The organism is Mucilaginibacter lutimaris, assembly GCF_042676625.1.
In the GTDB taxonomy this organism is placed as follows: Bacteria; Bacteroidota; Bacteroidia; order Sphingobacteriales; family Sphingobacteriaceae; genus Mucilaginibacter; species Mucilaginibacter lutimaris.
Window position 1 is genome coordinate 528,301 of sequence record NZ_JBHTIA010000012.1, and the last position, 13,597, is coordinate 541,897.

The 13,597-nt window shown below is 45.6% G+C and carries 9 protein-coding genes; 1 reads left to right on the forward strand and 8 read right to left on the reverse strand.

The annotated features are described in order from the left end of the window. Positions 1-12: 12 nt before the first annotated feature. Positions 13-2,283 (reverse strand): Tex family protein, encoded by a 2,271-nt coding sequence (locus tag ACFQZI_RS17400; RefSeq protein ID WP_377144752.1) that lies wholly within the window; start codon positions 2,281-2,283, stop codon positions 13-15. Positions 2,284-2,494: 211 nt separating this feature from the next. Continuing rightward, on the reverse strand, positions 2,495-4,930 hold the full coding sequence (locus tag ACFQZI_RS17405) for a TonB-dependent receptor (RefSeq protein WP_377144753.1): 2,436 nt from the start codon (positions 4,928-4,930) through the stop codon (positions 2,495-2,497). Between the two features lie 143 nt (positions 4,931-5,073). On the opposite strand from ACFQZI_RS17405, the gene ACFQZI_RS17410 reads away from it, so the two are divergent. After that, on the forward strand, positions 5,074-5,733 hold the full coding sequence (locus tag ACFQZI_RS17410; RefSeq protein ID WP_377144754.1) for a metal-dependent transcriptional regulator: 660 nt from the start codon (positions 5,074-5,076) through the stop codon (positions 5,731-5,733). 30 nt (positions 5,734-5,763) lie between these two features. Here the strand turns inward: ACFQZI_RS17410 and ACFQZI_RS17415 are convergent, their stop codons facing one another. From ACFQZI_RS17415 to ACFQZI_RS17440, 6 genes are all read right to left on the reverse strand, one after another. Beyond that, positions 5,764-7,389, reverse strand: a complete 1,626-nt coding sequence (locus tag ACFQZI_RS17415; protein WP_377144756.1) for an ATP-dependent DNA ligase — start codon at positions 7,387-7,389, stop codon at positions 5,764-5,766. Further along, positions 7,386-8,498 carry a ligase-associated DNA damage response exonuclease gene (locus tag ACFQZI_RS17420; RefSeq protein WP_377144758.1) on the reverse strand — a complete coding sequence of 371 codons (1,113 nt, stop codon included), beginning with the start codon at positions 8,496-8,498 and terminating at the stop codon, positions 7,386-7,388. The genes ACFQZI_RS17415 and ACFQZI_RS17420 overlap by 4 nt, the downstream gene beginning before the upstream one ends. Before the next feature lie 143 nt (positions 8,499-8,641). Further along, positions 8,642-10,786, reverse strand: coding sequence for a carboxy terminal-processing peptidase (locus ACFQZI_RS17425; protein WP_377144760.1), 2,145 nt, complete (start codon positions 10,784-10,786; stop codon positions 8,642-8,644). Between the two features lie 189 nt (positions 10,787-10,975). Beyond that, positions 10,976-11,602, reverse strand: coding sequence for a hypothetical protein (locus ACFQZI_RS17430; protein ID WP_377144762.1), 627 nt, complete (start codon positions 11,600-11,602; stop codon positions 10,976-10,978). A 188-nt stretch (positions 11,603-11,790) separates the two neighbouring features. Beyond that, positions 11,791-12,633 (reverse strand): isoaspartyl peptidase/L-asparaginase, encoded by an 843-nt coding sequence (locus ACFQZI_RS17435; RefSeq protein WP_377144764.1) that lies wholly within the window; start codon positions 12,631-12,633, stop codon positions 11,791-11,793. Next, a complete protein-coding gene (locus tag ACFQZI_RS17440) occupies positions 12,630-13,562 on the reverse strand; it encodes a cyanophycinase (RefSeq protein ID WP_377144765.1) in 933 nt (310 codons plus the stop codon). The genes ACFQZI_RS17435 and ACFQZI_RS17440 overlap by 4 nt, the downstream gene beginning before the upstream one ends. Positions 13,563-13,597: the final 35 nt, after the last annotated feature.

Below are 13,597 nucleotides of genomic sequence, written 5' to 3' on the forward strand. Positions count from 1 at the left end.
AGATGTGCCTGGTTACTTAAACTTATTTTTCAACGCGGCCAGTTTGCTCATCATATCCATTTCGGGTTCGGGAGCGGGTTTTGGCTTAGGTGCAAAGTTTTTTTGAACGGGCTTATGTGATTGATGCCTTGGCGCAGGCGTTTCCCGCTTTTCGTTCTCCTTCATGCTTAGGGCAATGCGTTTGCGGCTAACATCAACATCAGTAACGGTAACTTCTACCTTTTGGTGCACTTTTAAGACCTCGTTAGGGTCTTTAATAAAACGGTTGGTTATCTGGCTTAAATGCACCAATCCATCCTGGTGAACGCCAATATCTACAAAGGCGCCAAAGTTGGTAATGTTTGTAACAATGCCCGGCAACTTCATGCCTACCTTAAGATCGCCTATAGCGTTAACACCGTCGGTAAAGCTAAATGCTTCGAATTGCTCGCGCGGGTCGCGGCCCGGTTTGGCAAGTTCCGCCATAATATCATTAAGGGTAGGCAAGCCTACTGTATCAGATATATATTTTTGTAACGGGATGGATTTGCGCAGGTTGCTATCACGCATCAGATCCTGCACGCTGCATTTCAGGTCTTTTGCCATTTGTTCAACTAAAGCGTAACGCTCGGGATGTACCGAGCTGCTATCCAGCGGGTTTTCTGCTTCACGGATGCGTAAGAAACCTGCAGCCTGCTCGTAGGCTTTATCGCCCAGGCGGGCAACTTTCTTTAACTGATCGCGGCGTTTAAAGGCGCCGTTCTGGTTACGGTATTCAACTATATTCTGCGCTAACTGTGGGCCAAGGCCCGATACATAAGCGAGGATTTGTTTCGATGCCGTGTTAAGTTCTACACCAACCGCATTCACGCAGCTTATCACCGTATCATCCAGCGAAGTTTGCAGCTTATTCTGGTCCACATCGTGCTGGTATTGGCCCACGCCAATAGATTTTGGGTCTATCTTCACCAACTCAGCCAGCGGGTCCATCAAACGGCGACCGATTGATACAGCCCCTCTAACGGTAATGTCCTTATCCGGAAATTCCTCGCGTGCCACTTCGGATGCTGAGTATATCGATGCCCCACTCTCGTTAACCATTACAATGGTTGCGCCCGGCAGGTTCAGGTTGCGTACGAACAACTCTGTTTCGCGGCCGGCGGTGCCATTACCGATAGCAATTGCCTCAATATTATAGCGTTCAAATAAATGTTGCACGGTTTTTTCGGCCTCTTTGGCCTGGCCTGCGCCGGTGTGCGGATAAATAGCGGTATTTTCTAATAGCTTACCCTGCTCATCCAAACAAACCAATTTACAACCCGTGCGGAAACCCGGATCGATAGCCATTATGCGTTTTTGGCCAAGCGGTGCGCCTAACAGCAATTGTCGCGCGTTTTCGGCAAATACACGGATGGCTTCCTCATCGGCCTTCTTTTTGGTTAACAGGCGAATTTCTGTTTCCATAGATGGTTTCAACAAACGCTTGTAACCATCGGCAATGGCAAGGCCAACTTGTGTAGCCGCGGCATTGCGTGATGTGATAAATTCGCGCTCCAGTAAAGCTATAGCATCCTCTTCGGCGGGCTTTATATCCAGGTAAAGTATTTCTTCTTTTTCGCCGCGGCGCATGGCCAGTATGCGGTGTGATGGTGCTGATTTAACGGGTTCTGTCCACTCAAAATAATCTTTGTATTTGATGCCTTCTTCCTCTTTGCCCGGCGCTACCCTGGACTCAAAAACACCTTTTTCCGTAAATAATTCACGCATTTTCGCGCGTGTTTCGGCATGCTCGCTGATGTACTCGGCAATAATGTCGCGGGCGCCTGCCAAAGCCTCCTCTATGCTGGCAACGCCTTTTTCATCATCAATAAAATTCGTTGCTTCCAGCTCCGGGTCGATGCTTTTTTGTGCGAGGATCATATCTGCCAATGGCTGTAGTCCTTTTTCGCGGGCAGCAGTTGCGCGTGTTTTACGTTTAGGGCGGTAGGGCAGGTAGATGTCTTCCAGTTGCACCATGGTTTCGGCGGCATTCACCTGTTTCTCTAACTCCGGAGTTAGTTTTCCTAAATCGGTAAGTGATTTTATGATGGCCTCGCGGCGTTTATCCAACTCGCGCAGTTGCAACACACGGTCGCGAATGGCGGCCACCTGCACCTCATCTAAACTACCGGTAACCTCTTTACGGTAACGTGAAATGAAGGGAACGGTAGCGCCCTCATCAAGCAGGGCTATGGTTGCGCTTACCTGCTTGCTGCCAACAGACAACTCCTGCGCTATTTTAATATTATGACTTGTAGATTCCACAGATTAAAAATTGATTTCACCGATGATGATTACCGGGAAATGCGAAGTTGGCACTCTTTAGGGAGAAATCAAACGGATATTTTTCAACTATTACTACCTGTCATTTCGAAACGATAGTGAGAAATCCTGTTAGATAAGCATTACGGCAGTGCCGATCTAACAAGATTTCTCCTCGTACCTCGTTCGAAATGACACAAGGACTGATGTAATATTAAAACGGCACAATCACCTTAAAACTCAAATTCCTTCCGATATTGTAAATTCCGCTTCGGCCATCGGGAGATGCATTATAATACTCGAAATACTTTAATCGGTTTAGGTTAGATTGATAGGCAACATCAAACAGGTTATCGGCTTGTAAAAATACCTCGCAGATGGTTTTGCCAGATTTTGCTTTTAATGTAGAGCCAATACCTGCATTAATTAGGGTATATCCCGGTGTTAGTGTTTCGGTATCATTTAAAGCGTAATATTTGTTTTGGGTTGCATACGCATCTGCCTCGGCACGGAAATAAACTTTAGAGAATATGCCATAAGTGCCCTGCAATTTTAGCTTCACTTCACTCCGTACATGCAGCGGCGGGATAAATGGCAGGTCTTTGGCGGCCCCGTTACTTTGCGCTATTAGTTTCTCGTTTTGGTTGAGCCCTATTACATAAGCCGCGCTATTATTCAGTTCGAACCACTTAGCGTTATGCGGATGCAGGTTAAAGGTAAACTCGGCACCGTATAACCTTGCTTTACTTTGCTGGTACTGGTAAGTAGTATTGCCGGGAACAATAATCACCGGGTTGCCGTTTGCATCATCTAACCGCGATTGATAAATGTAGTTGGAGATCTGGTTATTGAAAACTTCGAGCATCAGGTCTGCGTCTTTAAGGTAGGCAATAAAGCCCAGGTCTTCCTGTAAGCTAAACTCCGGCTTAAAGGTGCGGTTGCCCAGGTAAACAATATGCGCGCCGGGGTCCAGGCCGTTACTGCCAATTTCGGTAATGTTTGGCGCACGGTAGCCACGCGCTATATTGGCTTTTAGCAGCACCCGTTCGCTCACGTTATAGGTGAGGCCTAAGCTACCAGATATACCATGATAGGTGTGTTTAAAACCGGGAAACTGTAGTTTACCACCCGGGGTATTTGCTTTAACCTTTTGTTCAAACCCGTTTACGGGATTAGCACCCACATAAAAATCGCCCCAATTGATATTGCGGGTATCGTACCTTATACCGCCCGAAATATCGGCTTTGCCAACGCTCTTTTTTATGAAAAGGAAACTGCCAATATCAAACAGGTTATAATCGGGTATCGGGAAATCGGTAGCATCCTTACTGCGGTTAGTTTGCGCAATGCCATTTACCCCAAATGAAGTTTCCCATCCGTTAATTACTTTGGGGCTGTATCTTAAATCGTAATTCAGGGTGTTTAAAGTAACGTATAAGCCCGCTTGGCCCGGTTGCGTTGGGTGGTTATATTCGCGCCTTACACTCTGCTGCCATCCAAGCGCCGAAGCAAAAATTCCTTCGCCCAGCTTAATTTCGGTTTTATTGTAAACGCGGTAATGCTGTATATGCTGGTGCAGCGGTGTTACGCCATAAGATGTCAGCCATTTTTGCGGGGCAAAAGGGCGACTCTTAATATCATCGTTTACCCCTTCGGCTACCTGCACGGTAAACCCGCGGGTAAGCGAATCGCGGCTACCATCGGGAATCTCTTGTTTGTTGTTATAGGTTGTTACGGCAAATTGCGAGTAGCCCCATTTTTTATCAACCCGCGCCATTCCCGACAGGATGTATTCCTGAAAAGCCGAGTTATAAACGTAACCATCCACTTTATTCTGATAATTATGAGCCATCTTACCAGTAGCCCGAAAAGCGTATTTCCAATCGTGTTTTTTATAAGACAGGCCAAGCGACGAACCTATAAGCCCATTATTGGTATGGTAATCAGTAATAATATCGCCATTCAGTTTGCCGTCCTGCCCGTTAGGGATGTAAGGTATCAGGTTAATAACCCCGGCCAGCGCATCAGACCCATAGGTTAAACTTGCGGGGCCCTTAATAACCTCGGCCCGGGCAATACCATACTGGTCAACCTCAATACCATGCTCGTCGCCCCATTGCTGGCCCTCCTGACGGATACCATCATATAAGGTAAGTACGCGGTTGTAGCCCAGGCCGCGAATGAACGGCTTGGAAATGTTTGGCCCCGTAGTAACAGCCGTAACGCCCGGGATGCCTTTTACAATAGCATCTATGATATTATTGTTGACATGCTGGTCTATCTCTTTTTTGCTGAGTACCACAATAGGTACCGGGTTGCTGCGCAGTTCTGTAGCACGCGAAACGCCGGTTACCACTACCTCGTTCAGTTTTGAATTGCCTTCCTTTAGTTCGGCATGCAGAGTAGTAATGGCTCCGTTAGATATGGTCACTTTTATCCGTTCGGTATAATACCCAACACTGCTAAAAAGCACCGTGTATTCGCCAGGCGCTATATTTTTGAGTTCGTAAAATCCCTTATCATTGGTAGTTGTGCCGTGTTTTGTACCGCTAAGCGCAACGGTAGCATAGGCTAATGGTATGTTGTTAACCTTAACAGTCCCTTTCAGCGAGTTTTTTTGGGCCGATACTGTGAGTGTAGCAAGTGTCAATATAATTATTAGTGTATGACGCATAGATATTTTGAACAAACGTATATAAATTATTTTATTAATCTATTAAATAAAGTTAGTCTTGTCTAATTTTGTTTATAACCAAAGCTTTTTGTTTATGTTTGTATAACCCAATAAATTGTATGCACACGCTCTCCGAAGAAAATTACCTGAAATGTATTTATCGCCTTTGGCAGGATAAGGGCCAAAAGATAACACCCACCGCCATTGCCGAGTCGCTTGGGAATAACCCGGCGTCTGTTGTGGATATGATACGTAAGCTTACTGATAAGCAACTAATAGCTTATGATAAAAAGAAGGGGGTGGAGTTAACCGCTCAAGGGCAAAAGGACGCTACGCTTATTGTGCGCCGCCACCGCCTTTGGGAAGTGTTTTTATTAGAAAAATTAGGTTACCATTGGGACGAGATACACGATATTGCTGAAGAACTGGAGCATATTAAAGATGCCACGCTTGCCGACAGGCTCGATAAGTTCCTGGGTTTCCCGGAGTATGACCCGCATGGCGACCCTATACCCAAGGCCAACGGCAAAATGGCCAAGCGTTTTTCTACCACTCTGGCAGATGTTAAAGCCGGTGGCATGTGCCGGGTGGTAGCCGTAAAAGATACCACAAGCCAGTTTTTACAATACCTGCAAAAGCTGGACATTAACATTGGCACAAAAATTCAACTGATAGAGAAGATAAGTTTTGATGGCTCATTGGTGATCAGCATCAACGGTAATGAGCATAAAACCGTGTCGCAAAAGTTTGGAGAGAGTTTGCTGATAGATAATTCCTAAACCGTCAGCAATGACGAATAGGTAAAGATATTACCCGCCATGCTCTCCCAACAGATCCTTTAAACTTTCCAGCGTATCTGCTTCTTCTTTTGGCTTATCATGCCGCCATCTTAGTATCCTTGGGAAGCGCAGGGCGATGCCCGATTTATGGCGGGTGGATCTGTTGATTCCTTCAAAACCGATCTCAAAAACCAATTCGGGTTTTACGGTGCGCACGGGGCCAAATTTTTCTAATGTATTGCGCTTCACAAAATAATCTACTTTATTGATCTCGGCATCCGTTAAGCCACTATAGGCTTTGGCAAAAGGCACCAGTTTATCACCATCCCAAACAGCAAAGGTATAATCGGTGTACAAGTCGGCGCGGCGGCCGTGCCCTTTCTGTGCGTAGATCATTACGGCATCTACAGATAATGGGTCTATCTTCCATTTCCACCAGTCGCCGCGCCGGCGGCCAACCTGGTAGGTAGCACTCTTACGTTTCAGCATAATGCCTTCGGCTACCATGGCGCGCGATTGTTCGCGGGTGGTTTCCAATTCTTCCCAGCTATCAAAATTAATGAGTGATGAAATGCGGAACACTTCCGGGAACTCTGTTGCAGCCTGTAGCTTTTCCAGTATCTCCCGCCGTTCCGATTGTGTTTTATAACGGATATCCTCGCCGGCGTATTCCAGGCAATCGTAAACGATAGTCGCCACCGGGCTATCGGCCAATATTTTTTTACTCAGGTTTTTGCGACCAATGCGGGTTTGCAATACGCTGAACGACATAGGCAAACCGTTTTGAAAACTCAGGATCTCGCCATCCAGTACAGTCCCATCCGGCAGGGCATTCAAAAAGGGGTGCAGTTCAGGGAATTTCTCGGTAGCCAGGTCTTCACCCCGGCTCCAGATGAAGATCTGGCCGCCGCGTTTGATCATTTGCGCGCGGATGCCGTCCCATTTCCATTCGGCCTGCCAATCTTTTGCTTCGCCGAGCGCATTGCCTACATCCTCTGCCGACTTTCTTTTCTCCGAAGTTTCCTGTATAGGGTAAGCCAAAAAGAAGGGATAGGGGCGGGAGATATTATCTGCCGCGTTTTGCTCTTGTACCAATTGATCGTAAGTGTAATTTTCAGGCATCCAGTTGCCCATAATACGGTGGGTAAGTGCAGGGGCTTCTATCCCGGTGATATCCGCCAGGGCTTTTACCACCAAGTTATTGGACACACCAATACGGAAACTACCGGTTAGGATCTTATTAAATACAAAGCGTTCCTGCCTGTCCAGCATCGCCCACGATTCTATCAGCCATAACTTCTTTTCTTCCTCTGTTTTGCTGCCAACGGCGTTGATCTCGGCAATCCATTCTGTTAAAGTTTTGTTGCTACTGCTTTGACTTTCGGGCATCAGTAACGACATTGTTTCGGCCAGATCGCCCACCACATGATAACTTTCTTCGAACAGCCAGGCAGGGATGTTTGATGCCTCAATAGCCCAGTTACGAATAAGCGTTGAATTGATCGGCCTTTTTGGCCGCCTCCCTGTGAACAGGGCGAGCATGTGCATTTTATCCGTATCGGGCACATTGATAAAATAATCCTTAAGTACCTTAACTTTTTCGTTGGTTTTGTTGGTCTCGTCTAAAGAGAGGAAGAGTTGTGCGAATGCTTTCATGCTTTGGCCTCCTTAGCCCCCTCTAAATCTCCCCCATTAGGGGAGACTTGAGAAATACTTTCATTCCCATCTTCTGACTCCCTCTCCTTTGAAGAGGGCTGGGGAGAGGCTTCCGTGTCTTCTTCCTCGCCCCCATATAGGGTATGCACTTCCCGGGCGTTAAAGCCTATCTCATTTAAATATCTTGTGAATGATGCTGTGGAACCATGGGTGAGGTAAACGCATTCGCAGCCTGTGGCATCTATGGCGCTAACAAGGCCATTCCAGTCGGCATGGTCAGACATGATAAAACCCCTGTCGGCAGCACGGCGGCGTTTTGCCCCACGAATGGCCATCCAGCCGCTGCAATAACCAAAACTGTATGGTCCAAACTTGCGCATCCATGGCGTGCCTACCGATGATGGCGGCGCAATGATGATACCTTTACGAACCTCTTCTTTAGAAGACTCGGAAGTAATGCGTTCAGTGGGGTTTAAAATAACACCGTTCCTGCGCAGGGCCTCGTTGGTGTTTTCGATAACGCCATGTGTATACACCTTGCCGATGTTTAGGTCGAGATTTTGCAAGATGCGCTGTGCCTTGCCTAATGAGTAACCTACTATAACGGTAGCCACACCATTATCTACATTGCTGCGCCACCAGTTGTTTACATCGGTAAAGATCTCAGCCTGTGGCTTCCATGAATATATAGGCATCCCGAAGGTGCATTCTGATATAAAATGTTGGCATTTAACCGGTTCAAAAGGGGTAGAGATACCGTCGTCGTCGGTTTTATAATCGCCGGAAACCACCCAAACCACGCCTTTATACTCTACTCTTATCTGTGCCGACCCAATTACGTGGCCCGCCGGGTACATAGTAATACTTACACCGTGCTTCGTTACAGTTTCGCCGTATTCAATTGTGCGTAAATTAATATCGCCAAGCCTATAGCGCATCACCTCGCGCGAGAGATGATGTGCCAGGTAGTTCTTATGGCCCCAATAAGCATGGTCGGCATGGGCATGGGTTATTACGGCATCGTCTACAGGTTTCCAGGGGTCGATATAAAATCGACCCTGTTCGCAGTAAATGCCGCGGTCGGTAAATTCAAGCAGTGGTTTAGCCATGGTTACTGTATTAACCTTTAGCGGCTTATTTAGTTTGCCATTGTCTGTGAGTTAATAGTCCGGCAAATTGTGCGACACCAAGGCACAAAAAAAGAGGCGCGATATTTATCGCGCCTCTGTATATCATTTAAACATTAGAGCCGTTAATTGGTGCCTGCAGATTTTACGGTAGTTAACTTATTGCCTAAAGAAAGGTAATCGGTTAGTACCTGACCTGCTTCTTTTTGCAGGAAGTCCAGGTCCTCGTTTTTAGGTTTAGCCTGCCCTTTTTTAAGTGCCGGCAAGCCTAATGCTACCCTGCGCAGATTATTGCGCTCAAACGCTTTTTGCTCATCAGCATCGCGCTGTTGTTTAAGCTGCTGCTCGTTAAGGGTCACGCTTTTTTCTTCTGCTTGTTTTTTCGATTCTTCAATGTCCTGTAACAAGTACTTGTAACTCACGCTTGCCGCCATACGGTCTTCATGTAATTTTTTAAGCTGCGGCAACACAGTTGCAAAGTTACCTACCGGGGTGTAATCGCTTTTCTCAATTACATCAAACGGCATAGCAGATGGTTCGGTGTCTTCACCGTATTTATCTAATGGAATTATAGAAGGGAAATCAATATCAGGTAACACGCCTTTGTGTTGGGTTGAACTTCCGTTTATGCGGTAAAATTTGGCGATAGTTAAGTTTAATTGCCCAAATTTATTTTGGCTGCCTGTAGCAACAGTTTTAGTTTTACCGGCAACGGCTAACAATTTATCTTTTAATGATGGGGTGATAACCTTATCCAGATCTATAGCGTTTTGAACCGAGCCTTTACCATAGGTTTGCGTGCCCAGTATCAAACCACGGCCGTAATCTTGTATAGCACCCGAGAATATCTCTGATGCCGAAGCACTAAAGCGGTCTACCAACACGGCTAAGGGGCCCGAATAAGCAATAGCAGGGTCTTCATCTTTATCAACCTCTACCTGGTTGCGCGAATCGCGTACCTGTACAACAGGGCCGGTTTTAATGAATAAACCGGTTAGCTCAACAGCTTCCATTAATGAGCCGCCGCCATTCTGGCGAAGGTCTATTACTACGCCATCCACATTTTCGCGTTTAAGGGTGTCCAGTATCAGCTTAACATCGCGGGTGGTGCTTTTGTAGTTAGGATTACCTGCTTTGTAATCGGCAAAATCAATATAGAATGCAGGGATAGAAATAACACCAATTTTAACGGCTTTGCCATTTTGCATATAAGTGCGGATGTCTTTACGTGCCGAAATATCCTTTAAGATAATCTTTTCGCGAACCAGTTCAATCACCCTTGGTTTAGCGGTTGGAGCCGCGCCTTTTGCTAATAATTGCAACCTTACTGTTGTGCCTTTAGGGCCACGTATAAGCGCTATGGCGTTATCTATCCTCCAGCCAACAACATCCTGAAACTCGCCGGTTTTGCCTTGTGCGACAGCGATAATGCGGTCGTCGGCATTTACCAGTTTACTTTTATCGGCAGGGCCGCCCGGTGTTACGTTTTTAATGGTTACGTATTCGTTTTCCATCAATAACGACGCGCCAATACCTTCTAACGAACGAGACATATCTATATTGAAATTGGCCGCGTTAGATGGGTTAAAGTAATTGGTGTGCGGGTCAATCGCTTCGGTAAACGAATCCATAAATGCCTGGAAAACATCTTGGTTAGATAATTTATTGGATTGCGAAAGTATATTGGTGTAACGTTTCTTTAAAGTCTCTTTATTAGCAGCAATATCTTTACCGGTAAGCTTTAGATTAAGCAGATCGTACTTCACGCGTTGCGCCCAAATGTTGTGCAAGTCGGTTTCTGATGCTGCCCAGGGCAGTTTGTCGCGGTCGTAAGTGTAGGTTTCATTTTGGGTAAAATCAAATGTTTTACCCAACTGCGCTACCGAAAAGTTAACATACTCGTTATAACGTTTTTGAAATACGTTAAATATGTAAAACACATTGGCCAGGTTCCCTGCTTTAATATCGTCGTCGAAGGTGTTTTTAAACTGGTCAAACTCCTTAATATCTGATGCTAAAAGGTAGTTGTGGTTCTCATCAAGCTTTTTGATGTAACGGTCATATATAATAGCCGATATCGAATCGTTCAACGGTACCTTCTTATAATTATAATCGGATACAAGAGTGTATACATATTTTAAAACAACACTTTGCTGCTCATCGGGCTGCAAATCATTAGGACCTGCATGTTTGTAGTTTACTTTTGCGGGTGCTGCATTACACGCAAACGCGGTAGCTAATGCAAGCATTAAATATAATTTCTTGAACATATTTTTTACACTCTTTAAGTCGGTACCTGTGTGAAACATCAATACTTGTGCCTTTTTTAATTTGTACAATAAAAAAAGAGACAGCCACCAAGCCGTCCCGCTAATATACTGAATAACAATATTACAATAATGTTTGGGTTGTTTTATAATAGATGCCGCATTTTACCTAATTGTTACAATAACAGGTAATTATTTAGATTTACCTGTAACATCAACAGCCTCGGCATAGCGCAGCTCTGATTTTGGCAACCAAACCTTGTTGCTTTGTACAAATTTGATCTTGGCATCAATTAACTTAACGTCATCGGTACGGCCTGTATTACGTGCAAGGTCGCGCGCTTCTGCAAGGTCTTGCTGGGCCTGGGTAAGGTCGCCAAGGTCGGCTTTTATCAGTGCCAGGCTTACTAAGTTATTGATAGTGTGTTGGTGGTCGTTTTGTTGTTTAGATATCAGGATACTTTGCAGGTAGTACCACTTAGCTTCCGACAGGCGGTTCTCGCTTACGTATATCTTTGCCAATTCGCTAAAACGGTAGCTGGCTAAAGAGTACTCATGAAAACGCATGTTATGCTGGGCCGCGCGCATAACAACGCGCTCGTTTATTTCCAGGCTAAACTGGCTGCGGGGCACTACGTTTTTTGCAAGGCGCATTGGGTTGTAACGCGCCTGCTTATCAGCCAGGAAACGTTTTAAGGATAGATCTTTCACCTGCGATATTTGGGGGTACCGCACGTGCTTTTTAAAATCGCCGCGCCACCACTGGGCAGATGCCGATAGGTTTAAAGCGCAAAAGATTACTAAGATGATGTATCGCATTTAAATTATTAGAGGGAACTTAAGTTAATTATTTTAACTGGTATGCAAATATAAAAATTAGTTTTCTGATTTACAATACCTTAAAATGGGTATAAATAGCTTTGATTTACAGGGTTATACAATCCGAAATCGAAACGGAAAACGTAGTTAAATATTATACCGGGTGGTAATTATTATAGAGCATTCTATTATTCAAACACCTCCACATCCCCATCATGCAGGGCCCATACCATGTAGGGATGGGTATCGGCATGGTAAATGTCGCCTGTGTTGGTTATGCCAATGATGCCTGCAAAGCCGTCGTAAGGTTTCATTTCGTCGAGCGTTTTTTCTGTAGCGACGGGTAGGGGCATCCCGTCGGTTACGCGGGTAACAATTTTAGAAGCAACAGCCGCGCTGGTAATATCTTCGCCCACACCCGTACAGGAAATACCCGCGAACGCATTGGCGTAGTTGCCTGCTGTTGTAGCCGAGTCGCTAACACGGCCCGGGATCTCAAAACCTTTACCGCCGGTAGAAGTTGCTGCCGCGATGTCGCCATAAATGTCAAGCGCCACACAGCCAACCGTGCCCAGGCGGATAGAGTCACTTAGTTTTTTCTCGTATTCTTTACGGCGCTGGGGTATTTCGGGATTGTAATAGGTAAAGCCATTCTCGGTGGCAAAGTTATTTGCCCCCCGGCCGCTCAATACTCGGTCGTCGTACTCCATCAACTTTTCGGCTACGCAGATGGGGTTTTTAATATCCTCTATATTAATTACACCGCTAAACTTTTGGGTTTTGCCGTCCATAAGCGAAGCGCTTAACCTTATCTTGCCATCACTTTGGATCTGTGAGCCGGTACCAGCGTTAAAAAGGTCGCAATCTTCCAGTAAGCGTACGGCATAAACCACGGTTTGGGCCGCTGTGTGGTTCTCCAGGTATTTATGGCCAAGGGTAACAATTTCGCGCAAAGCATCCTGCTTGGCTTTTTTTACCTCCTGGTTTGTGTCCGATTCGCTAAAGAACCCGCCGTGTATGATCAACTTCATTGTAATAGATCGCTTTTGCTTTCCCCATCCTGAACGCCAATATAAACGTCCTCTTCAACCTTAACCGCTTTTTTAATGATCATGCGGTGCTGCAACAAGTCGTATTTATCAAATATCGACATTACATTCACCTTTAAATTTTCTATAGAAACAGGGTCGCCTATTTCTACGTCATATACATTGGTCTCTACAATATTCTTGCCATCAACCAGCATTATTAATCCCGATCCTATGGCCTCCATCATCGAGCCTTCGGTAATCAGCAGGCCGGCATCTTCGCCAAGGCCAATGCCCAGTATGCCGGGGTTGGTAGCAACCGCGTACAATAAACGGCCAATGCGGCCGCGTTGCACAAAGTGGGTATCAACAATAACCGAATCTATAAAGCCCAGCCCGGCGGTTATTTGTACCTCGCCTTTTATAAGCGCCTCGTTGCTTTGCCCGCGATAGATCATGTGGGTTGATGCCGCCGCCGCTCCTGCAGATGTGCCCGCTATTACAAAATTTTCGTTCTGATAACGCTGTTTTAATATCTGTAAAAATTGTGTGCCGCCGAAAATCGCGGTTAAACGCAGTTGGTCGCCGCCGCTAAACATAACCACATCGGCTTTGCCAATGCGCTCCAGATATTCGGGATTAGCAGCATCCTCACGGCTCCTGATGTCTAATACGTTTACATGCGTAACGTTTAGCTGGTTAAAAGCCTTAATGTACTCGTTACCAACAAGCTCTGGTATTTGCGATGCGGTTACGATCACCTCAACAATAGAGCCTTCGTGCCTGGCCGACTCGTTAATAATGCGCCTTAGAATCCCTTTTTCAAAAAATTTGATATAGTTAGGCTGCAAAATATTCTCAAGTACGCTAACATTACTGCCCATATCCACAGCACCACCAATAATTACTAATTTTCCTTTAGGGGCATCCATAATCTTTATATCAATTTATACAAATTAAAATAAAA

Coding starts and splice junctions, on each gene's coding strand:
- ACFQZI_RS17410 (WP_377144754.1), top strand. CDS start 5,074: ATGCACACGCTCTCCGAAGAAAATTACCTGAAATGTATTTATCGCCTT.
- ACFQZI_RS17435 (WP_377144764.1), bottom strand. CDS start 12,633: ATGAAGTTGATCATACACGGCGGGTTCTTTAGCGAATCGGACACAAAC.
- ACFQZI_RS17420 (WP_377144758.1), bottom strand. CDS start 8,498: ATGGCTAAACCACTGCTTGAATTTACCGACCGCGGCATTTACTGCGAA.
- ACFQZI_RS17415 (WP_377144756.1), bottom strand. CDS start 7,389: ATGAAAGCATTCGCACAACTCTTCCTCTCTTTAGACGAGACCAACAAA.
- ACFQZI_RS17440 (WP_377144765.1), bottom strand. CDS start 13,562: ATGGATGCCCCTAAAGGAAAATTAGTAATTATTGGTGGTGCTGTGGAT.
- ACFQZI_RS17430 (WP_377144762.1), bottom strand. CDS start 11,602: ATGCGATACATCATCTTAGTAATCTTTTGCGCTTTAAACCTATCGGCA.
- ACFQZI_RS17425 (WP_377144760.1), bottom strand. CDS start 10,786: ATGTTCAAGAAATTATATTTAATGCTTGCATTAGCTACCGCGTTTGCG.